The 22,183-nt window shown below is 35.6% G+C and carries 21 protein-coding genes and 1 pseudogene; 9 read left to right on the forward strand and 13 right to left on the reverse strand.

What is annotated here, in order from left to right; genetic code table 11:
* Nucleotides 1-58: 58 nt before the first annotated feature.
* Nucleotides 59-739 carry a cadmium resistance transporter gene (locus H6F45_RS12185; protein WP_096569997.1) on the reverse strand — a complete coding sequence of 227 codons (681 nt, stop codon included), beginning with the start codon at nucleotides 737-739 and terminating at the stop codon, nucleotides 59-61.
* A gap of 25 nt (nucleotides 740-764) precedes the next feature.
* Here H6F45_RS12185 and H6F45_RS12190 point away from each other — a divergent pair, with 25 nt between their 5' ends.
* Nucleotides 765-1,424 carry a cadmium resistance transporter gene (locus tag H6F45_RS12190; RefSeq protein WP_190347302.1) on the forward strand — a complete coding sequence of 220 codons (660 nt, stop codon included), beginning with the start codon at nucleotides 765-767 and terminating at the stop codon, nucleotides 1,422-1,424.
* Nucleotides 1,425-1,531: 107 nt separating this feature from the next.
* On the opposite strand, the gene H6F45_RS12195 is transcribed toward H6F45_RS12190, so the two are convergent.
* Nucleotides 1,532-2,326, reverse strand: coding sequence for a sulfite exporter TauE/SafE family protein (locus H6F45_RS12195; protein ID WP_190347303.1), 795 nt, complete (start codon nucleotides 2,324-2,326; stop codon nucleotides 1,532-1,534).
* A 641-nt stretch (nucleotides 2,327-2,967) separates the two neighbouring features.
* Between H6F45_RS12195 and H6F45_RS12200 the strand changes: the two genes are divergently transcribed.
* The gene (locus H6F45_RS12200) at nucleotides 2,968-3,645 is read left to right on the forward strand and encodes a phosphatase PAP2 family protein (protein ID WP_190347304.1); all 678 of its coding nucleotides are present in this window, start codon (nucleotides 2,968-2,970) and stop codon (nucleotides 3,643-3,645) included.
* A gap of 138 nt (nucleotides 3,646-3,783) precedes the next feature.
* Here H6F45_RS12200 and H6F45_RS12205 read toward each other — a convergent pair whose 3' ends face one another.
* Nucleotides 3,784-4,476, reverse strand: coding sequence for a hypothetical protein (locus tag H6F45_RS12205; protein WP_242052604.1), 693 nt, complete (start codon nucleotides 4,474-4,476; stop codon nucleotides 3,784-3,786).
* Between the two features lie 722 nt (nucleotides 4,477-5,198).
* On the opposite strand from H6F45_RS12205, the gene H6F45_RS12210 reads away from it, so the two are divergent.
* The 4 genes from H6F45_RS12210 to H6F45_RS12225 all read left to right on the forward strand — a co-directional run bounded on the left by H6F45_RS12210 (nucleotide 5,199) and on the right by H6F45_RS12225 (nucleotide 8,993).
* On the forward strand, nucleotides 5,199-6,653 hold the full coding sequence (locus tag H6F45_RS12210; protein ID WP_190347305.1) for an APC family permease: 1,455 nt from the start codon (nucleotides 5,199-5,201) through the stop codon (nucleotides 6,651-6,653).
* A 73-nt stretch (nucleotides 6,654-6,726) separates the two neighbouring features.
* Nucleotides 6,727-7,368, forward strand: coding sequence for a cadmium resistance transporter (locus tag H6F45_RS12215; RefSeq protein ID WP_096570009.1), 642 nt, complete (start codon nucleotides 6,727-6,729; stop codon nucleotides 7,366-7,368).
* Between the two features lie 231 nt (nucleotides 7,369-7,599).
* Nucleotides 7,600-8,436: a sulfite exporter TauE/SafE family protein gene (locus H6F45_RS12220; RefSeq protein ID WP_096570011.1), complete on the forward strand. Its 837-nt coding sequence runs from the start codon at nucleotides 7,600-7,602 to the stop codon at nucleotides 8,434-8,436.
* A gap of 2 nt (nucleotides 8,437-8,438) precedes the next feature.
* Nucleotides 8,439-8,993 carry a DUF1634 domain-containing protein gene (locus H6F45_RS12225; protein WP_137667896.1) on the forward strand — a complete coding sequence of 185 codons (555 nt, stop codon included), beginning with the start codon at nucleotides 8,439-8,441 and terminating at the stop codon, nucleotides 8,991-8,993.
* A 188-nt stretch (nucleotides 8,994-9,181) separates the two neighbouring features.
* Here the strand turns inward: H6F45_RS12225 and H6F45_RS12230 are convergent, their stop codons facing one another.
* The gene (locus tag H6F45_RS12230) at nucleotides 9,182-9,427 is read right to left on the reverse strand and encodes a hypothetical protein (RefSeq protein ID WP_137667897.1); all 246 of its coding nucleotides are present in this window, start codon (nucleotides 9,425-9,427) and stop codon (nucleotides 9,182-9,184) included.
* Nucleotides 9,428-9,784: 357 nt separating this feature from the next.
* Here H6F45_RS12230 and H6F45_RS12235 point away from each other — a divergent pair, with 357 nt between their 5' ends.
* Nucleotides 9,785-10,594, forward strand: a complete 810-nt coding sequence (locus H6F45_RS12235) for a prohibitin family protein (RefSeq protein WP_096570016.1) — start codon at nucleotides 9,785-9,787, stop codon at nucleotides 10,592-10,594.
* Between the two features lie 198 nt (nucleotides 10,595-10,792).
* Here the strand turns inward: H6F45_RS12235 and H6F45_RS12240 are convergent, their stop codons facing one another.
* The 3 genes from H6F45_RS12240 to mgtE form a co-directional block, all read right to left on the reverse strand.
* Nucleotides 10,793-11,245, reverse strand: a complete 453-nt coding sequence (locus tag H6F45_RS12240; protein WP_096570018.1) for a hypothetical protein — start codon at nucleotides 11,243-11,245, stop codon at nucleotides 10,793-10,795.
* 468 nt (nucleotides 11,246-11,713) lie between these two features.
* The gene (locus H6F45_RS12245; protein ID WP_190347306.1) at nucleotides 11,714-12,709 is read right to left on the reverse strand and encodes an aspartate carbamoyltransferase catalytic subunit; all 996 of its coding nucleotides are present in this window, start codon (nucleotides 12,707-12,709) and stop codon (nucleotides 11,714-11,716) included.
* 111 nt (nucleotides 12,710-12,820) lie between these two features.
* On the reverse strand, nucleotides 12,821-14,170 hold the full coding sequence (gene mgtE / locus H6F45_RS12250; protein WP_190347307.1) for a magnesium transporter: 1,350 nt from the start codon (nucleotides 14,168-14,170) through the stop codon (nucleotides 12,821-12,823).
* 492 nt (nucleotides 14,171-14,662) lie between these two features.
* On the opposite strand from mgtE, the pseudogene H6F45_RS12255 reads away from it, so the two are divergent.
* Nucleotides 14,663-14,935: pseudogene (locus tag H6F45_RS12255) on the forward strand (hypothetical protein); the annotation flags it as partial.
* A gap of 160 nt (nucleotides 14,936-15,095) precedes the next feature.
* On the opposite strand, the gene H6F45_RS12260 reads toward H6F45_RS12255, so the two are convergent.
* Nucleotides 15,096-15,584 (reverse strand): hypothetical protein, encoded by a 489-nt coding sequence (locus H6F45_RS12260; protein ID WP_096570028.1) that lies wholly within the window; start codon nucleotides 15,582-15,584, stop codon nucleotides 15,096-15,098.
* 166 nt (nucleotides 15,585-15,750) lie between these two features.
* On the opposite strand from H6F45_RS12260, the gene H6F45_RS12265 reads away from it, so the two are divergent.
* Nucleotides 15,751-17,646 (forward strand): serine/threonine protein kinase, encoded by a 1,896-nt coding sequence (locus tag H6F45_RS12265; RefSeq protein ID WP_190347315.1) that lies wholly within the window; start codon nucleotides 15,751-15,753, stop codon nucleotides 17,644-17,646.
* Between the two features lie 66 nt (nucleotides 17,647-17,712).
* Here H6F45_RS12265 and H6F45_RS12270 read toward each other — a convergent pair whose 3' ends face one another.
* The 5 genes from H6F45_RS12270 to H6F45_RS12290 all read right to left on the reverse strand — a co-directional run bounded on the left by H6F45_RS12270 (nucleotide 17,713) and on the right by H6F45_RS12290 (nucleotide 22,037).
* A complete protein-coding gene (locus tag H6F45_RS12270; RefSeq protein WP_096570032.1) occupies nucleotides 17,713-18,372 on the reverse strand; it encodes a heterocyst differentiation related protein in 660 nt (219 codons plus the stop codon).
* A 255-nt stretch (nucleotides 18,373-18,627) separates the two neighbouring features.
* Nucleotides 18,628-19,431, reverse strand: coding sequence for a tryptophan synthase subunit alpha (gene trpA, locus H6F45_RS12275; protein ID WP_137667988.1), 804 nt, complete (start codon nucleotides 19,429-19,431; stop codon nucleotides 18,628-18,630).
* A gap of 176 nt (nucleotides 19,432-19,607) precedes the next feature.
* Nucleotides 19,608-19,907, reverse strand: a complete 300-nt coding sequence (locus H6F45_RS12280) for a DUF3007 family protein (protein ID WP_096570035.1) — start codon at nucleotides 19,905-19,907, stop codon at nucleotides 19,608-19,610.
* 36 nt (nucleotides 19,908-19,943) lie between these two features.
* Entirely contained in the window at nucleotides 19,944-20,153 is a 210-nt protein-coding gene (gene ndhL / locus H6F45_RS12285; protein WP_096572750.1) for an NAD(P)H-quinone oxidoreductase subunit L, read from the reverse strand.
* Between the two features lie 1,299 nt (nucleotides 20,154-21,452).
* Nucleotides 21,453-22,037: a Uma2 family endonuclease gene (locus H6F45_RS12290; RefSeq protein ID WP_096572751.1), complete on the reverse strand. Its 585-nt coding sequence runs from the start codon at nucleotides 22,035-22,037 to the stop codon at nucleotides 21,453-21,455.
* Between the last annotated feature and the right edge of the window lie 146 nt (nucleotides 22,038-22,183).

Here is a 22,183-nt window from a genome sequence, read left to right on the forward strand (position 1 = left end):
GTCATCAGCTAATAAATATGGGAAAAGCAATTAATCAATTAATCAATTAATCAATCAATTAATTCTTTTTCATCAAAACTAACAAACACAGACAAATACCAAGGAGTTTGATCGGACTTAATGCCTGATTTTGATAGATGATTACAACACCCAAACCCATCAGTACAAAAGGTACAAAATAACTACCATAATTAGTTAAAAAATTTGCTATTTGCTTCTGGTGGGTTAACTTATAAGCTGCGTAACACCAAACTGACAATAGGAGGAAAAAGACAACTATAATCACTAAAAAGCTATCTAGTTTATTGGTAGAAAATAAAGGTATATAAACAGTAATATTATCACTGCCATTAGCAATAGTAATTAGAGTAATGGTATAAATTTGAGAACTTAACAAATTACTTTGACTTGATGATGCAAATGGTGTAATTTCGGTATTAATTTCAGCCGATAAATTGGTATCTTGTTCTTGATTAACTAAACTACTAATACCCATAGACAAAGGAATCAAACCTAATAAACTAATCCAGTTTGTAGGTATAATTAAACCACTCAATAAACCAGGTAAACTGAGAATGACAAGAATCGTAAAACCCAAATATTGACCTAAAACAATTTGCCAAGGTTGTAAATTATCATCAGCTTGGGCAAAAAAAACCAACAAAATCACAAGATCATCAATATTAGTAGCAATAAAAGTTACAACTCCTGTGATTATAGATATCAATAAATCATTCATTCTACATCATTAATCTTCAAACATCATGAATAGTTTAATTACTGCTTTTACTCAAGGTATTATCGCTTTTGCAGCCACTAATATAGACGATATTATTATTTTACTACTTTTATTTTCACAAATAGATAGTAATTTTCGCCGTAGACATATTTTTATCGGTCAATACCTTGGTTTTTTAGCTATTATTATTCTTAGTTTACCAGGTTTTTTTGGTGGCTTAGTGATTCAGCGAGAATTTATTGGATTATTAGGATTATTACCAATAGTAATTGGCATTAAATATTTATTGAATCGAGAAGAAGAAAATACAGAAGTACAAACAGTAAATAGTGATTTATTAGAGTCATCAAATCCCAATCCCATATTTGCTTTTTTATTAAGTATTCTTCACCCTAATACTTATAAAGTTGCGGCTGTAACGCTGGCTAATGGTGGTGATAATATTAGTATTTACATTCCCTTATTTGCTGGTCAGAGTTTTGGTAGTTTAGGAATTATTCTGATTGTTTTCTTATCTATGGTAGGGGTGTGGTGTGGTATTGCCTATTTATTAAGTCGTCAAGCTGCTATTGGTTATATTCTAACTCGTTATGGTAAGGCTTTAGTTCCATTTGTGTTAATTGGTTTGGGATTATTTATTATGTATGAACGTGGTACTTTAGAAATGATCAAATCATTGTTATAAGATATTTGAAAATAAAATATTGGAAAAGCATTTTCAGGTTTACAGATATTTTTTATTCCACTAAATCTCTATTAAGATGGAGAAATGTGATTTTGGTTAAACCCTACTTATGCTGGTAAAACTAACTTCCAACTTACCATCATTAAAATGCTGTATATAATCAATTTCAAAGGGCGTTGAGGTGTAATTTCACAAAGTTTAGCACCAATAATTACACCGGGAACTGAACCGATCCAAATTGGTATCACTAAACCCCAATTAACTGTTCCTAATGTGAGATGTCCTAAAGATGTGAATATTAATAAAATTGCGGCTTGAGTAATATCTGTACCTACTAATTTACGGGCATCAAGACGAAAGAAAACCATCAAAACCAAGGCAAACATAGAACCGGAAGAAACGCTAGTCATACCCACAGAAAAACCTAAAAGTGCGCCAATTAACAATGTTAAAAACCGCCCTTGATTAGTTTTAACATTTAATGTTGGTAATTCGGGTAAATTGACTTTGGGGAAAAACTTCACTAACAACATTTGGATTAATGCTGTGAATGTAACAATTAAAATCATTACTCCCAATAACCGCAGCAAAAGATTATCTATGTTGAGGTTACTGTTTCTGAGTTGATGTAAAACCGCTACACCTAACAATGAACCTGAAACGCTACCTATTGCCAGCCATTTAACTATTTCTATATCTAGGGTTTTTTGTTGCCAGTGTTTGACTCCACCTACTACTTTCATTAATGTGGCTGCTACAACATCAGAACTGATAGCAATAGAAGGCGGTACTTGAAAAATAAAAATTAACATTGGAGTGATTAAAGATGCGCCTCCTATTCCTGTTAAACCGACAATAATACCGATGAAAAAGCTGAAAACGGGTAGTAGTAAGTAGTCCATGTTCCTGTTTTGTAGTGGGTTTTAGCTGTGATCTGTAATAACTCCTCAAGGATGAGTTTTCCCTCTGGTGAAAATTTAGGTTGTTATTTTCTTAACCTGATTGTCTTCACTTGGGTTAATCACCGCAATCTTGATTGACTTACCGTATTTTAATAGTACACCTGGGAAAAGTATATTGTCAAGGTCTGAAAATGAAATAATTTTTTGTTGATTTTGTGGTGATTATTTGCTGACGAATAGAGAAAAAATGATCAATAGTTGAGGAAATACAAACTACAGCTATGGGGGATTTTATTGCTAGTTAAATAATAATAAATCCTAATTAAACGCTAATAATAAGTTACTTAAATAGAAATATTTGCATCAAATAAAAAATAAACGCAGCTACTATAAAAAATTTCTTATAAATCTTTTACTTTTGTGTAATTTGCGCTTTTGGCAGTGTAATAATATTGATTTTGAGGCAATACTGTTCGATTAAGGATTTTTGTAGGTTGGGTTTACCGTGTGGAAATCCAACAAACCCTTGTAAATGTTGGGTTTCTTTCCTCAAACCAACCTACGTTATGTCGTTGTTTTAGGGTTAACCGAAAAGTATTGAATTATTAATAGCTAGTTACTAATAGCTAATTTCTTAACTTATGAATAAAATGAAAATGATGAAAGAGGAACACACATCAAAGGTTATGGTGATCAAAAACCTGCTGTTTTCTAATTGGCGTTCTTTGTTGCTGATGTTGATAGGTGTGTATTTACCTTTGCAAGTTGTGGAAATTATGGCGGTGAAAATTTGGCAGAATAAAGATAGCTTTTCTTGGGATGTGCCGATTTTGATGGCTATTCATAGTACAGCTAATCCTCAACTAGATGCGATCGCAGTAGTGTTAACTAAGTGGGGATCATTTTGGACTGCATTTCCTGTGTTGAGTGCGATCGCCATAATTTTATTACGTAACCGCAGATGGAGAACTTTTAATTATCTGATCACTACTGCTATAGGAAATTTAATTATTAATCACACAGCTAAAGAAATTATACAGCGAACACGCCCTAATTTATGGATATCAAAAGCACCAGAATTGGATTATGCTTTTCCTAGTGGTCATGCCATGACAAGTATGACATTAGTAGCAATTTTAGTAATTTTAACTTGGGATCATCCTTGGTGGTGGTTAGTTTTAATTATTGGTAGTTTTTACCTCTTAATTATTGCTTGGACAAGACTATATTTAGGAGTTCATTTTCCTAGTGATATACTTGCAGGTTGGATGCTTGCTTTAGCTTGGGCTATTGGTATGAATTTAATTATTAAACCATAATTATTAAACCATAAGTCTTCAGCCGTCAGTATTCAGCCATCAGCAAAGAAGAAAATCATGAATAATAGCTGATTACTGATAGCTGAATACTTAATGAAATGCTTAATGAAATGACTAATAACTACTAACCAGTAAAAATTAAGATTTTTGAGCAGGTGCATTAATCACTCTTGCATTTACAATTGCCTGAGAAACATTAGGAATAAACCAGTTAATTTCACCAGGTTTGAGAATTTGTGTTCCTGCTTGGCTAAACTCAATAACACCTGTATCTGGGTTAGTTGTCAAAACTAACTTAGTGCCATTAGTAACTTTAACAATTGAATCACCTGTTAATTCTTGGTTTTCTCCATCTAAACCAACAGCTACAGCTTTAACATCTGAAGGTATATAAACTCCTTGACAATTCCATTTATTTTTGGTTGTCTGATTATCACCTAAAAAATATAAAGCTGATCCTTGGGAATAATCATCTTCTTCTAAATTTGGTTCTGGTCCATAAATAGCTATTGTTTTACCTGTTTTATTAATACATTGCCCCCAATCAATCCCTGATTCAAAGGCTAATTTTTGTAATTTTAAATCACTGATTTTCTGCTCTAATTGTTCTGGTGTATAGCCTTGGGGTAAAGTTTGTGTAGCTTTTGCGTTTGCTAACTGGTTCAATTGTTGAGTCAGGGCTATGTAATCAGGATTTTTCTTATATCTGGGCGGATCTGCTAACGCAGATTCAGAAAATAATAAACTGATACAGCATAACGCAATCATCAATATATACTTGAGACTTTTCATGGTAGTAATTCCTGATTTGAGAATATTTAGATTATCCATTTGACCCAAAGTAGAAATGAAAAAAACATCATGTTTCTACTTACTGAACTGTTCGCTAGTTTAAATTATCATAATTAATTCAAATGAGCAAGAATATCATTTAGCCAATTAGAATACCCAGTATTAACTTGAATTTGCATATTAAAAAATCTCAAAAATCTATAATTTTATAGGCTTTTACCTATATAACACCCTAAATAACTCATGATTAAGTAGTGTATTTTTACATACTTTTATTAAATCTTGGAAAAGAATTTTTTATACAAATTTAATTCCCACCAAATCCGATGCTCTTTTGAGTATTTATCAACAGAAAATAATTTTACAAAAAATATCAGAAAAAAATAGATAAACCACTTGCATAATATCAAAGCATCATGTAATATTTGATTTGTCAAAGAAAACACAAATCCTAATAGTAGTTGCTAGGAATAGATATGGGGTTAATCTATAAACAGCAGCTACAGATTCTTTAAGGGAATTTTGTACACATAAATCACAGGTCTGAATAGCCTAGAAGGTATAACTAAAAATTAGCCATAATCCAATACAGATCAGGGATTTATTTCTGTGGAATTGGCTGGTAAATATGCACAACAAAAGGAAAACTTTACACTTTTGTAAATTTTTATTACTTGCCATTAGGTATTACTCAGACAAAAATCAAAATCTCCCTATTGTCCATCTATGTATGCGTCATTTCACAATAGAGAATCCTGAAGATGAACACAGAAATTAAATCACCTACAAGTTTTCACGGCTTAAAGCCAAATTGCCTTTCTTTCTCAGAAGTTTTAGCTCAATCTTTTGCGGTTATTGCACCAACAACTGTACCTGCATCTAACATTGGTTTGATTGTGGCACTCTCAGGAAATGGTACTTGGCTAAGTTTTGTGATTGGTTTGATGGGATTATTATTAGTTAGCATTAATATCAACCAATTCGCCAGTCGTTCCGCTTCTCCTGGTTCTTTATACTCATACATTACCAAAGGTTTAGGAGCAACCGCAGGTGTAATTTGTGGTTGGAGTTTGGTACTGGCTTATTTATTTACAGGAATGTCAGTTCTTTGTGGTTTTGCTAACTTTTTTGGGATTTTTATTAGCCATTTAGGTATTCATCCTTCGAGTATTACACTATTAGCTATTGGGGCGGGAATTTCTTGGTATGCAGCTTATAAAGATATTCAACTTTCAGCACTAACTATGCTGTGGTTAGAAGTAGTTTCTTTAGTTTTAATTATCATTTTGTGCCTGATTATTTGGGCGCACAAAGGTTTTGCTGTAGATATGTCTCAATTAACTTTATCTGGTGTGAATCCCGGTAATATAGCCACTGGATTAGTTTTAGTTATGTTTGGGTTCTCTGGTTTTGAAAGTGCCACTAGCTTAGGAGATGAAGCCAAAAAACCATTACGTACAATACCTAAAGCAGTGATGGGTAGTGTTATCCTTGCAGGTTTATTTTTTGTTTCTACTACTTACATAGAAGTTTTGGGTTTTAGTGGTACTGGGGTATCTATTACTCAAACAGAAGAACCTTTAGGTTTTCTTTCTCAACAAGTAGGAGTTGGTTTTTTAGGAGAATTAGTAGGTTTAGGAGCATTATTTAGTTTCTTTGCTTGCATTTTAGGAAGTATTAACCCTGCTGCTAGAGTAGCTTTTTTAATGGCACGTCATGGTTTATTTCATGCGTCTTTAGGTCATGCCCACACAGAAAATAGAACTCCTCATGTTGCTGTTACAATGTGTTCATTTTTGACATTTTTAGTTCCGGCGATCATGTCTTTTTTCCACATCAAACTCTTTGAGTGTATGGGATATTTGGGTGCTATTTGTAGTTATGGTTTTTTAACTGTTTATATTTTGATTTCTGTTGCTGCTCCAGTCTATCTACACAAAATTAATAAACTCCGTCTCATAGATATAGTATTTTCTATGTTGGCGGTGGGTTTTATGATGATTCCCATTTTAGGAAGTGTGGGTATTCCTGGTAGTAATCTTTTTCCTGTTCCAGAAGCTCCTTATAATCTTTTTCCTTACTTGTTTTTAATCTATCTTGTTACTAGTTGTAGTTGGTTTTTAATTAAAAAACAACGCTCCCCCCATTTAGTAGCAGGAATGCAGCAACGAGTTGATGAAATTCATGCGAGTTTTGCGGAAAGAAATAACTATTAACAGGTGGTAATTTCCCAAATCTCAAATCTCAAATCTCAAATCTCAAATCTCAAATCTCAAATCTCAAATTCCTATGAGTGGTGTAATTACAGCAATTAGTACAGGGGCGGCCGCTTTTAGTGCCACCAATATTGATGATTTAGTCATCTTAACTTTGTTTTTTTCACAAGTAAATGTGAAATTCCGTAAATGGCATATAATTTTAGGTCAATATGCAGGTTTTACAGCTTTAGTTTTGGTGAGTTTACCTGGTTTCTTTGGCGGTTTAATTTTACCTCGTCCTTGGATTGGTTTATTTGGTTTAATACCAATCATCATCGGCATCAAAACTTTACTAAATTCCGAAGATGAAGAATCAGAAGATGTAGATACAAATACAGAAACATCTCATGAATCATTGTTAGCTAAATTTTTTAATGTGCAAACTTACAGTGTAGCTGCTATTACTTTCGCTAATGGTACAGACAACATTAGTATTTATGTACCGATATTTGCTAGTAGTAATTGGCAGAGTCTTTTATTAATTTTGGGTGTGTTCTTTTTGTCCGTGGGATTATTGTGTTATGTGGCATATAAATTAACTCATAACCAGGCGATCGCCCATCTGTTCACCCAATATGGTCATCGTTTCATGCCCTATGTTTTGATTGGATTAGGTACTTTTGTCTTCATTGACAGTCATAGTTTAAGTCTAATGAATGTACTTAACAGATAACAGCGTAAAAAACAAAATCAGCCTTTAGTTATCAGTACTTAGGTTAAGCATCAAATTTAAAGTTTGTATAACTCCATAATAAACATTTACAAACTGAAATTTATCTTTAATTTTTACCTATTACTGACTGTTAAATATTGGTAGCTCAACAATTAATAAAAAATGCTAACAACTAATGACAAATGAATGATTAATCATCAATAATAACTAATACACCAAGAGGAAAAAATTTTGACTATACTCACATTTTCTTTATTAGTTTGGCTGGGATCATTTAGTGCTGGGTTAGTAGGATCATTAACAGGTTTAGGAGGCGGAGTCGTTATAGTTCCTTTATTAACTTCAGTTTTTGGTGTTGATATTCGTTATGCTGTTGGTGCATCTTTAGTCTCAGTAATTGCCACATCATTAGGTTCAGCATCTACATACATTAAACAAGGATTTGCTAACCTGCGCTTAGGAATGTTTTTGGAAGTTGCCACTACCATTGGTGCAATGATTGGAGCTTTATTAGCTGCCTTTGTTTCCGTGAAATTCTTAACAATTATTTTGGCAGTTGTTTTAATTTATTCAGCATATTTATCCCAACGCCCAAAAGCAGAAAATCAAGAAATTGCCGAACCAGATCCCATTGCGGAATATCTCCAACTCAATGGCACTTATCCCACACCTAACGGTGTGATACCTTATCAAATAAATGCCTTACCTGCTGGATTTAGCATTATGTTAATTGCCGGTGTGCTTTCTGGTTTATTAGGAATTGGTTCGGGAGCATTTAAGGTATTAGCAATGGATCAAGCCATGCGTCTACCTTTTAAAGTTTCCACCACCACCAGTAATTTTATGATCGGTGTTACAGCAGCAGCTTCTGCCGGTGTTTATTTAAGTCGTGGATATATAGATCCTGGTTTATCCATGCCAGTAATGTTGGGAGTTTTACCAGGCGCTTTTTTAGGAGCAAGAATTTTAATTGGTGCTAAAACCCAAACATTGAGAATAATTTTTAGCCTTGTGCTAGTCGTAATGGCTATCAAAATGGTGTACAACAGTCTTATAGGGGGGTTATAATTATGTATAGATTAAATTCGGGTTTTCGTTGGACTTCATCAATACAACAAGAAACTGAAGTAATGACTCTAGCTTTAATATCTGAAGAACCAGATTCAGATATTCAACAACTAGAAAAACAACATTTTCATCATGTCAATCATCTCAATTATCAGGGTGTAATTGCAAATAATCATAAAATAGAAAAATTGCCGGGTGAGCAATTATTAGAAAATCTGCTCAGTAATTTACTTAGATATGGTGTTTTGATTGCCAGTTCTATAGTATTTATAGGAGGAATATTACATTTAATCAATCACGGTTCAGAACCTGCTCAATATCATATATTTCGTGGTACATCTCCTGAATTATGCTCACCTATTGGCGTATTCACAGCAATTTTATCAGGTAGTCGGCGGGCAATTATTCAACTAGGACTTTTAATATTAATTGCTGTTCCAGTTTTACGAGTCCTTATTTCTTTTTTGACTTTTTTATTCCTGCGACAATTTATTTATGTAGTCATTACTTCTTTAGTGTTAACGAGTCTTATTTACAGTTTGCTCAGTGCCTACTAATATGTAATAGGTAAAAAATCAGTAGATAAATCCCCGAATTTTTTGGTCATTCGGGGATATAATCAGATATTTATACCAATCATGTGTACCAAATTCAAGAATCAAATAACTACAAAGAAGACAAAGTACACAAAGAAGGAAGCAAGATATTCAGAAATTTGGCACATTCTTCTACAGAAATGGTATTACTAGGAAATTAACAATTTTTTCTTAGTCATTTTTAAGTTTTTCCAAAGAATCTGAATTTGTTTATAAGCATCCTCTGGGGAAAGTTTACCACCAGTTTGTAGACCACAAATGTAGTTCACCCTTTGAGAAAAATCTTGAAGATGAGCATTAAATAATAAATATTCTGGTTCAAACTGTCCATAATATGCACTACGTGGATAAAGAAAATCAGATATTTCTGAGAGAAAATAAGGGTCTTGGTTCATATACAAGCAGGTAGTTAGAATTAAAACAATCAGAAATTATGCAAGTGGTATTTAAGAAAATTTTATGTTAGTATTTCATAAACTCTCTTTAAATGCAGTATTAGTGAATACATTTTTCAGTATTCTCATAGTTGGAAACACTGGTAAATACAAATTGACTATAATGATCAGTAAATCAAATTGAAATTTGCTGTAATACCCGAATACCCCACTTCTTTAAGAAGTCGGGAATCTATATACTATTAACTACAGTATTTTTGTATATTTAGTGTATAGTTACTAAAGTCATGATATAATTTTGCACGATAGACATAATTACAGAATATTGTATCAACATGATCAAAGAATGCGACCGAGATGAAAAAATATCACACTTTCAAAAAAGCAGGTAAACTCACAGCTTTAATATGTTTAATTACTATTTTAGTTACTCCTTTTGTTATAGTTAATGCTGGTGAGCGTGGTGTATTAATGAAGTTTGGAAACGTGCAAGATCCAGTATTAGGCGAAGGAATACACTTAATTATTCCTGTAGTGAATACAGTTAAAAAATTAAGTATTAGAATCCAAAAACAATCTATATCTACTGAGTCTATATCTAAAGATTTACAAAATATTTTTACTCAAGTAGTGCTAAATTGGCATATTCAACCCATAAAAACAAATCTAGTATTTCAACAAATTGGCGATGAAAAAAACATTATAGATATGATTATTGATCCAGCAATTGCAGAAGTTGTAAAAGCTATAGTCGCTCAATATACAGCAGAAGAAATCATTACTAGACGTGAAGATGTGAAAAATAAATTAGATAATTTTTTAAGACAAAGATTAGATAATTATTATATTGTAGTTGACGATGTATCTTTAGTTAATATCAACTTTTCTGATCAGTTTATAGAAGCTGTAGAAGCAAAACAAGTTGCTGCACAGGAAGCAAAACGGGCGGAATTTTTAGCGATTAAAGCAGCTAAGGAAGCGGAAGCTAAGGTAAATTTAGCCAAGGGTGAAGCTGAATCTTTGAGTTTATTAAAAAATATTTTGACTCCAGAATTATTACAAAGACAAGCATTAGAAAAGTGGAATGGTAAATTACCGTTAATTGTGGGTAAAGAAGATTTTAAAATTGGCGATATTCAACAGTTAATTACAGCAAGTGAAAATTAAGTTATTTGTAAGAATTCAGGAGTCAGGAGTCAGGAGTCAGAATATTGGATAAATCAGTAGATTATCAATATGTGATTTTTAGTCTAACCCTTAAAAAGCTTATTTCTGTTAGCTGATAGCTGAATGCTTACAGTTATTTTTTTAATCATGAATCTTGATTTTAAATCCCCTCTTGGTTAAAATTGGGGATTTTATTGTTTATGAATTTTTGAAAATTTCTAGAGGAATATCAATAATTTTCAACTGAAGTAAAAACAAAATTAATAAGGTATATGCAGTTGAAGAAATCAAAGTATTGAATATCTCTTTTTTAAGATTACGCTCCTGGGGTTGTTTTTGAAAAATATCACCGGCTCCAAATTGCATCATGAGAATACCAATAATATTTGATAACCAGTAACCAATAATTGTGCAAGGTAAAAGTAAATTTTCTGACAAAAAACTGCACACATAACCAAAAAAGTACGCTATCGGTAGATTGAATAATAAATCATTCCACCAGCATAATGGAGAAAGCAAATATCCGAAAACAACAAAAAACCCTCCTCTTAATTTCTTCCAAATATTGCTGCTTGGTTGGTGGGAGGTGGTTTCTTTTTTCTCTTCTAAAGTGGGATCAAAGTTTTGACTGGTTACGGATAAATTTTTCATAAATACACTATTCCTATCAAATTAGTGTATTTTAACTTTAAATCAAAAAAAAGTCCATAGTTAGGGTTTGCTGAATAAACCTAAAACCTTGATATATCAAAGGTTAGAGGCTGATAAACACAGAAATTAGTGCAAGGGTTTTGAAGGGTATACCGGAAAAAGTGTGCATTTTTTGGGATTTCAAGAGATGGCAAAGAAATTTTCAAATCTTCTCCTGACTCCTGACTCCTGACTCCTGACTCCTATGCCCTCACGGAAAGACTTTCTCAGCAACCCCTAGTTATTAATGCAGGACTGACGCAACTGGCACATGAGTATGGTGTGCAAGACCGCATAAGTTATGTAAATATACATATTATTTATATCTGAAGCACTAGACAACTTGATGAAGTGCGGAATGTGGGTAAAAATTAAGGTGAAAGTTAGATACCATAAAAACACCTAACTAACCGCCTTAACTCTCTTTTGCTAACCCCTACCACCACCAATAAAATATAACAATGCCATTCTCACAGCTACACCGCTAGTCACCTGATCTTGAATTAAACTAAATTCAGGATCATCCATTAAATCTGAACTAATTTCTACACCTCTATTAACTGGACCAGGATGCAAAACTTTCACATTTGATTTACAGGCTTTCAACCGATTTCTAGTAATTCCAAATAATTGATGATATTCCCTTAAACTGGGTAATAAATGGGCTGTCATTCGTTCTTTTTGCAAACGCAATGTCATCACAAAATCAGCATTTTCTAAAGCTGGTTCTAGTTGCCAATGGATAAATAAACGTTCTGCATTTGCTGTACCTTGTAAATATTCAGCAAAGAATTTAGGTAATAATGTGGGAGGTGCGGCTAAATGCACTTCTGCACCACTGGCGGTTAAACTCCAAATATTAGAACGGGCAACGCGAGAATGTAAAATATCGCCAACAATGGCTATTTTTTTACCTGCTAATAATTCGATTCTCGGTTTTTCGGGATTAATTAAACTACAAATTGTAGATAAATCTAATAATGCTTGAGATGGGTGTTCATGTTGTCCATCACCTGCATTTAAGACACTGACTTTTTCACCTAAACGATCCATTTCTTGGGCGATCGCCTGGGGTACTCCTGCTTCTTTATGGCGAATTACCATAATATCTGTACCCATTGCTAAATAGGTTTTAGCGGTATCTAATATTGTTTCTCCTTTAGTCATGGAAGATGTAGCCGCAGCAAAATTCAGAGTATCTGCACTTAACCTTTTAGCAGCTATTTCAAAACTACTCCGGGTGCGGGTAGAAGGTTCAAAAAATAAATTTGCCACTACCTGTCCTTGCAAAGTGGGTACTTTTTTAGTCCTGCGTGATAGAACCTCTCTAAATGAAGCCGCAGTTTGTAAAACCGCATTATATTCATCCGTTGTGAAGTCAGATACAGAAAGAATGTGATGACGATTCCAAGTAGTTGTAGGCATTTAGATTTTGGATTTTAGATTTTAGATTTTGGATTTGGGATTTTTGAGGTAATTAGCAGTAGTCATGAACAATTACCAATTACCCATTACCAATTACCAATCACCAAACCTTTAAGTTGGTAAATGAAAGACTTTCAAAGCAATAGAAACTATGCTCAGGAAGGTGACAAAACCGATAGTATCCAGCATGGTGGTTACTAATGGACCACTCATTAAAGCTGGATCTAATTTTAGCCTTTGTAATCCCATTGGTAGCAAGGTTCCCAAGCTCACCGCCACCATTGTATTCGTTGCCATGACTGTGCCGGCAACTAAAGCTACCCATCTTTCATTCGGTTTTGCCCAAATAAGAGATAGGGCGATCATTGTTACACCTAATGCAATAGCTGTTCCTAAACCTGCTAAAAGTTCTTTGCGGAGAATTTTACCAGTATCTTCTGCTGTTACTTCTCCTACACCTAAACCGCGAATAGTCACGGTTAAGGCTTGAATACCGACAGTTCCCCCGGTGTTAGAAAATATGGGCATAATTACAGCTAGAACCGGTACAGCCGCAATAACTTGTTGAAAGGGAGCGATCGCGCTAGCCGCACCGATGTACAATGCCATGATACCTAATAACCAAGGCAACCGTTTACGAATGGTAACATGAGGAGGAGACAAAGCTTCTTCATCGCCACTCACAGCAGCTAATTTTTGGATATCTTCTGTAGCTTCTTCTTCTAAAATATCAATGACATCATCAATGGTAATAATCCCGACTAATCTCTCTTCCCTATCCACCACAGGCATGGCAATTAAATCATAACGTTGCATAATTCTGGCAACTTCTTCCTGTATGGTTTCAGTTTTCACTTTCACAACATGAGAACTAGCAATATCTTTAATTAAGACTTCGGGAAATGTAAATAATAACTGACGCAAAGAAACAACACTAACTAATTTACGGTTATCGTCGGTGACGTAAGCATAATAAATTGTTTCTTTATCTTCGTCTTGTAAACGAATTTTGCTTAACGCTTCACCTACAGTTAAACCTTCTCGCAACCGTACATATTCTGTTGTCATTACCCTGCCCGCAGTACCTTCAGGATAACCGAGAATTGTTGCTGTTGCTTGTCTTTGTTCTGGGCTAAGTTGTTGTAATAAACGTTTAACAACTCCTGCGGGTAATTCATCAAATAAATATGCCCTTTCATCAGGACTCATTTCTTCTACAAGATGTACTACTTGGGCATCATGTAAAGAGTTGATCAGTTCTTCTTGTACTTCTGTGGGTAAATATTCAAATACATCAATAGCTTGATTTTTGTTCAGTAAACGAAAAGCGATCGCCCTTTGTTTTTCAGGTAATTCTGAAATATATTCCCCCACATCCACAGGTTGTAGATTATTTAAATCACATTTTAATTGATTTAAGTCAGCAACATCCAATGAATTGCGAACATCTTGTGTCAGCATAATAAATTCCTCCTAATGTCTCCCCCTCGCTGGGAGACTTTCTCGCCAGCTTAGGGGAGGATACTACTGCCATCTGGTGGACTTTTGTCCATAAAATCTTCAGAACTCAATATTGATATTTAATCAAGTCATCATTAAGTTATCATCCTAACCCGGAAAGGGCTGATTTGATAACAACCTGGTAATAATGATTTATACTGTATCATTTTACACAAATATATATTTTAGATGCCTTGATTTTTTATAGTATAGATGTAGTGATTTTACTACTATATTAATCTGTGTTAAGTCTATTAGGCACTTTACTGGAAATCTTTACACAATGGAGATATCTCTGGTTACAAATCTGGTTTTCACTATGTTCAGGGGTTTTGTGGTAAGAATCGGGTAATATAAAGATAAAAGCAAGAAAACCTATAATCTTAATTTACTGTAACATCATCAGCGATAACAACCAGTTCAATTACTTTTTCATGAAGTCAAAACCTATTATTTACTGATTATCATGATTTAGAAATTATGTTAATTACATCTCCTGCACTTGATAAATTAATGCGTGAATTTGGCAGTGAAGAAAAAATTAATAATTTTTCTAAACTTGATCAACCAATTATTATAAATCTCTTGGAAAATGGTAAATTGATAGGTTATTTAAGATGGGTATCTTTAAAATTTAATCTATCACTTAAATTTGAAAATCTCACCTATAGTAAATTTTTAGATCAGAAAACCTTAAAAGTAGATATTACCAACCAAATTGATTAAAGTCTGGTAACAAAATAACCAACCTTATCAAGTTTTATTATCCACATCTTCAAAAAATTAACACCTTCTGCCTTCTGCCTTCTGCCTTCTGCCTCCTGCCCCCTGCCTGATACCTTATGTATAATCCCACACAACACCCCACACCCTACACCCCCAGAAATTAACCCTCTGGTAAACTGTCAAATACCTGTTGAACTAACTGCTTAGTCTTATTTTCCAAATGTTGCCAATCCACTTCCCCAAACTCATCTAATAAATTAGTATCAATATCAACATCTGTATTTTCTGGACTGTAATTGACAAAACACACTTGATAACACAGATCCCACAAATCCACATTCACTTGCTGTTCTTGACGTTGCAAGCGCAAATGGTATCCTGGATGGGGCATAGGCAACAAAGCAAGATTGGCCTTAATATCTTCCACCTCTTCCGGTGTGGCAGTTTCCATATCTTGCAACAACTGTGTCACCATAGCCTTGGTTTCATCAGTTGTACCAGGTGGCCAAATCAGTACATCATGGTAAGTTCCTTTCCAAGAGGATGTATCCAGATGCTTACGAATATTATCAACAACGCGAATAAAAGCCGGTTGCATGAGGATTTCAGCTTGCTGCCATGTGGTAGAGTTTGTTATCTTAGGTGGCATTGTTAGTTAAGAAAAATACTAAACAAACAGTAACAATTTGTTGTTTTTATTAAAAAACTGCAATTTTAGTCTAAATCTTTTCTCAAGATAGCGGATCTCAGGACAGAAAATTTGGAGATATTTATTACCGTTTGCAAAATTAGGTGTTAAAACTGGGGAGGGAATGATGATTGGCAAACTACTAGACCATAGATACCAAGTCATACGCATTTTGGCAACAGGAGGATTTGGTCAAACCTATATTGCTGAAGATACTAGGCGGCCTGGTAATCCCATCTGCGTTGTCAAACACCTTAAACCTGCCAGCACAGACCAAAAAATCTTTGAAACTGCTAAACGTCTATTTAACAGCGAAGCAGAAACTTTAGAAAAATTGGGTAATCATGACCAAATACCCAGACTACTCGCTTATTTTGACGAAAATCAAGAATTTTTCTTAGTTCAAGAATATATTGACGGACATACTCTCACAGAAGAACTGATACCCGGCCAACCTTGGAGTCAAAACCAGGTGATGCAGTTGTTGTTGGAAGTGCTGGAAATTTTAGAATTTGTCCATCAACAAGGTGTAATTCATCGTGACATCAAACCAGATAATATCATCCGTCGTGCTGCTGATTATAAATTAGTTTTAGTAGATTTTGGGGCAGTTAAACAATTAAGGTCGCCTTTAGTCTCTATTGGCGCACAACTCACCGCTACAGTTGCTATAGGCACTCCTGGCTATATGCCCACAGAACAAGGACAAGGTAAACCCCGTCCTAATAGTGATATTTATTCTTTGGGAATTATTGCTATTCAAGCTTTAACTGGAGTACCCGCTAACCAATTTCCAGAAGATCCTGATACCGGTGAAATTATTTGGCAGCATTTTAGACCTGTCAATTATCAATTGGCGGAAATTCTCAGTAAAATGGTGCGTTATCACTTCAAGGATCGCTACCAAACTGCAACAGAAGCACTACAAGCTTGTAGAGAGTTTGTGAATATGACTTCTACATCTTCTGTTTATTCCGAAGCTCCCAAACAAGTTAGCTACCATCCCCCCAAACTCGCTTCTACCAGCAAACTATCTCAAATCTTTTCACAGCAAACCGTCGCAGTTGCACCTGGTAATTCTAGTCCTGTTGTTCCTCAACCTGTTATTCAACAACAGGATAACAAACCTGATCCATTACCCTTGATCATTGGTTTATTATTAGCTGGTGGTGCAGCAGCTTTGGTAACAAATTTATATCCAAATGTGAAAAATATCGCTGCTAATTGGACAGGGAAAAGTAGCACTTCAGCTACAAATTGCTTGGCTATAGTCAAGCCTAATTCTAATGTCCGTTCTGAACCTAGTGCGATTAATTCTGATAATATTTTAAAGACTCTTGGTGATGCTAGTGAGTTCGATGTCACTGGTAAAAGAACAAAACGCGGTTGGATAGAATTAAAACTTAAATCTGGTCGTTTGGCTTGGGCGCACTCTGATGTTATTATTAATAATAATGAATGGATTGCTTGTTTGCGGGATCAAGGAATTTCTATTCAAACAGTAGATGATCTGCCTTTAATTGCATCTCGACCTGTTCCCAAACCACAACCAAAACCAATTGTTGTTGCTACTCCCAACCCAGTAAAATCTGAAAAATCTCCAACTAGTGAGGAGCAGAAAAAAATTGTCGAAACGGCTAGACAGAAATTTGAATCAGGAGATTTACCGGGGGCGATCGCTCAACTCAAAACCATTCCTCAAAATGCAGCTTCTGGTATTAAAGAAACTGTGGAAATAATTAATCAATGGCAGCAAGACTGGGCTAAGGCTGAAGCACTAGCTAATGAGATTAATAAAGCTATTGATAATGGTCAATGGGATAAAGTTTTAGCTTATCGAGACCAGCCCGAAAAATTACCAAATATTAAATATTGGCAAAATAAACTAGAACCATTGTTTAAACAAGCCGCAGAAAACGCTGCTAAACAGGTTCTTCCTAACCAAGACCAAAAACCCAATCAAAATCAAGCAAATACTTCCAAAACATCCACCACTAAGGAAAAGGAAGATAGTGCTAATTAACCAGATGGTAATGGAAATGTTCTTTTTCCCATTACCAATTACCAATTACCCATTACCAATTACCCATTAACGTAATTCGTCGTATTCTGCCGTTTCCACTCTTCTGGTTTCTGGGCGGGAAGATGGTAAAAATTCAGCCCGTCTAATTGTAGCTAAAGGAGGTGTGGGTCCGTGATAGGGGTGAATTACTTGGACGGTACGGGTAGGACGTTGCTTAGGAGAGAACAGGGATAGAACTCCAGCGACAACCACACCACCACCAATAGTCAGAGTTGCCCCACCTACAGCCCAAATTATAGGTGAAGACCACCAGGGATTTTGTTCAGCTGGTAGTGCAGCAGCGACTTTTTGCTGATTTTGCTGTTGAGCTAACTGCCACTGATGTTGAGTGAAATTTTGAACCTGACCTTGAAGTTGCTGATTTTGTAATCTTAGTTGTTCATTGTCGGTTTTCAACTTCTCCATCTGCATATTCAGCTTTTCCATTTCCAGACGTTGGTCGGAATTGGGTGCAATGGGTTGGGGGTTAGGATATACTGGTTGCCCATAGTTAGGGGGATATTGCATTGAAGGCTGCATCAATTGGGGCGCTACAACCGCAGATGGCATTTGTGGAGCCACAGCAAAGTTAGGTTGTTGTATAGGGGTATTCGTTCCTTTGAGCAACAGGAGAGCCGCTAAACCAGCTACAGCCACTCCGCCGATAAATGCCATACTTTCACTCATAAAATTTACCCCTCAACTAATACCAAACCATAATTTAATTGTGACTGACACAATATTATACTCTCTCTCACACTCATAAATTTATTGCCTAGTTTTAATTCACATAGGACTCAACCTATAAGCAAATATATCAGGTAGTTTTTTTTCAGCCTGGTATGTATTGTTAATATTCAAGACTATATCAGTCAAATTGTCCACCAGGGAATGATAAAAAAACTACGCTGTTATCTTTTTTAATCTACTTTTCCCAAATCATCAAGAGGGAGTTGTGATTGTTTGCTTGAGAGTTTGGCAAAATTGAGCGATCGCCGAGAGTCCTTGTTCTGGTGTTCCTTCTGCTAAACGCTTCACCACCGCACTACCAACAATGGCTGCATCCGCTCCCCATTCTCGCACTTGCCGCGCTTGTTCAGGATCGGAAATTCCAAAACCAACACCAATGGGTTTATCTGTAAAACTGCGAATTTGTGTGAGTAAGTCAGAAACACGACTTTCCATTTGTGATCGCATTCCCGTTACCCCGGTAACACTTACCAAATAGATAAAACCTTGGGATGCTTTGGCGATCGCTTCAATTCTCTCAGCAGAACTGGTAGGAGCTACCAACAGTGTTAAATCAAGATCCATCTCACTCGCTGGTTTCAGTAGCCCTGCTGCCTCTTCTAAAGGCAAATCAGGAACTACCAAACCTGCCACACCAGCAGCCTTAATTTGCCCCAGAAACTTATCAATTCCTCGGTGTAAAATTGGATTGTAATAAGTGAATAAAATAATTGGCGCTTGTAAACTGGGAGTAGTAGCTTGCAACATTTCCAGTACCTGATCCAAAGTAGTACCCTTTTGTAAAGCGCGGGTAGCAGCAGCTTGAATCACCGGACCATCTGCCAGTGGATCAGAATAGGGAACACCCAGTTCAATAATATCCGCACCAGAACGATCTAAAACTTTTAAAGCCTGAGCAGTAGTTTCTAAATCAGGATCACCAGCAGTAATAAACGGAATCAGAGCGCACTCGTGATTCCGTCTTAAAGTTTCAAAACAACGAGAAATTGCAGTCATTTGTTAGTGGTCAGTGGTCAGTGGTCAGTTATCAGGTAATTGGTAATTGGTAATTGGTAATTGGTAATTGGTAATTGGTAATTGGTAATTGGTAATTGGGTTATTCATCTTACCCAGTCCCCAGTCCCCAGTCACCAGTCCCCAGTCACCAGTCCCCAGTCCCCAATCCCCAGTCACTAATCACCTGATTCAATTTCAGCTTGTAATTTCGCCAATTCTTCGGGAGAGAGTTCATCTAGTCGCTTTTCTAAGAACGCTTTTTCATACTCTTCCCGTTGTTGATGGTAGGTCATTTTTTTACTCCCTGCACGGAAAAGATATGTGGCTAACCAACCTATCAAACCCACAACCAGTAAAGCTTGACTCCAAATTCCAGCGTCTTGGACATCGAAACCGACTAACTGTAATCCTACATAAGCCAGTCCACCAGCCAAAAAAACGCCCAAAGTAATACCGATTGCATCAATACGTCGCATGAGAGTTATGACCTACCAATATACTAAGTGAACAAATTAAACAATTTGTCTGCGCCGGGGTCGAACATTGGCAATTGGGGAGAGCAGCAACAGACCCGGAAAGAAGAAAAACACCAAAAAGTACATGAATCCACGTTCTACAGAACTGGCAGAATACCAACGCAGCTTGAGATAAAACATCACAATCATTGGTACTACCAGAAGATAAGCTCCCGCTAAAGCTAAATACAGTAGTGCTACAACCATAATTCTTTGTTTAGATTTGAGAATACCATTTGGTGCATCTACTACCCATGATATGCCCAACCTGTCAACTAAGGGAAGTATTGGTGATTGGGGACTGGTGATTGGGGACTGGTGACTGGGTTATTAACTTCCCTTTCTTCCCCTACCTGCCCTATCTCCCTATCTCCCCTGAACCTGCCTATTTTCAAGAGTTGTAGCTGACAATGAAAAAAAAATTGCCAAATACTTGGCAAAATTATAAAAACCAGGTAAAATTGTGTTATAATAAAAATCGCCTGTTAAATGCGAGTGCATCAAACACCGTAGCTTGTGAAAAATCCAACTTAAAAAAAAGTTAAAAAATTTTTTTCAAACTACTTGCACAAAAAACGCAGTTAATGGTAGGATTACTAAGGGTGTTTTGAGATACAAAAACAAAAAACCCTAAACAAAAAACCCTTTGGGAGTGTGGCGGAATGGTAGACGCTACGGACTTAGAAAACTGAGCCTTGATAGAGAAATCTTTCAAGTGGAAGCTCTCAAATTCAGGGAAACCTAAATCTGTAATCTACGTGAACAGATATGGCAATCCTGAGCCAAGCCCAGAACCTTTAGAGTTGAGAATTGATTTTGGGGTTAAATCCAAAACTCAAATTTCAAAGTTAAAATTCCGGGAAGGTGCAGAGACTCGACGGGAGCTACCCTAACGTTAAGACGAGGGTAAAGGGAGAGTCCAATTCTCAAAACCTGTAAGGAAGTAGCGAAAGCTGCGAGAGAATGAAAATCCGTTGACCTTAAACGGTCGTGGGGGTTCAAGTCCCCCCACTCCCACTTTTTATAAATAAAACTAATTATAGTCAGTGTGATATTTTCAGTTACACTGGCTCTTTTAATTTTATTAATTCCTCCTATCAATTACTTGCCTTTCATTATTACAGATAGGTAAAACTGATTATAAAACATTATCAATTTTAAAATTTATATGATTCAAAATTTCTGCTTTATTATTTCTTAACAATTAATTGAGAATTATTTTTATTTATTCACGGTATTGCAATATTTTCAGCCTTCTGGTATGATTTAGAAGAATTTGTAAATTGCCTAAATAGTAAGTATTTTCAAGATTAATTTTGCAGCAGCAGCTAGAAATCATTGCTATATAAGACTTTGCGAAAAATAAAAAAATCAAATATACAAAACTTAACCAATTAACCAAGGTTCAGAAAAACTAATTTTCCCAGAAATTCGATGCTGTTATTTGAGGGTTCTAGCTCCTGGTATTGACAAATAAGACAAATCATGATATGAAATGCTTTTGTTTTACTTACCATTCCCTGCTTCAAGGGTTAAACCGCGATAGACTTGTTCAATGGGGAATTTGAGGTTAATACTTTTGAGTTCAATAGTGTCACCTGGTTTGTAGTTGATAATCAACCAGTCTCCTACGTCGTTTTTATGATATAAGTCAATTTCCATGCTAGTAGAACTGACTAGGAGATAATCTATTAAGGCTGGATTTTTTTGATACATTCTAAATTTACCACCACGATCATAAGCTTCGGTGCTGCTTGATAAAACTTCAACAATTAAGCAGGCGTAGGTGATGTATTGAGTATTAGTTTTGTCGCGATCGTCGCAGGTGACGCTCGCATCTGGATAAGTGTAGTTATTAGTACCGAAAATATTAACTTTGATATCAGAATTTCCAGTGATACAGCCTGTATTTTCTAGGTGGCTGTCAAACATGGCGGTGAAGCGGATGGCGATACGACCATGATTGACACTACCACCACTCATGGCGTAAACCTGCCCGTTGATATATTCGTGTTTTTCTAGTTGGGTGAGTTCCCAGGTCAGGTACTCTTCTGGGGTGAGGTGGGGGGTTTTGTCTTTAGCGGCGATCATTTTTTTGGTAATTGGTAATTGGTAATGGGTAATTGGTAATGGCTAATGGGTAATACTTTTATTATAAGTAGTCGTGCAAAATAAATTTGATAGTTAGGAGAGGGAACAGGGAACAGCGAACAGCGAACAGCGAAGGAATACAGACC

Origin of the sequence: Sphaerospermopsis sp. FACHB-1194 (assembly GCF_014696235.1) — a bacterium.
Taxonomy (GTDB): Bacteria; Cyanobacteriota; Cyanobacteriia; order Cyanobacteriales; family Nostocaceae; genus Sphaerospermopsis; species Sphaerospermopsis kisseleviana.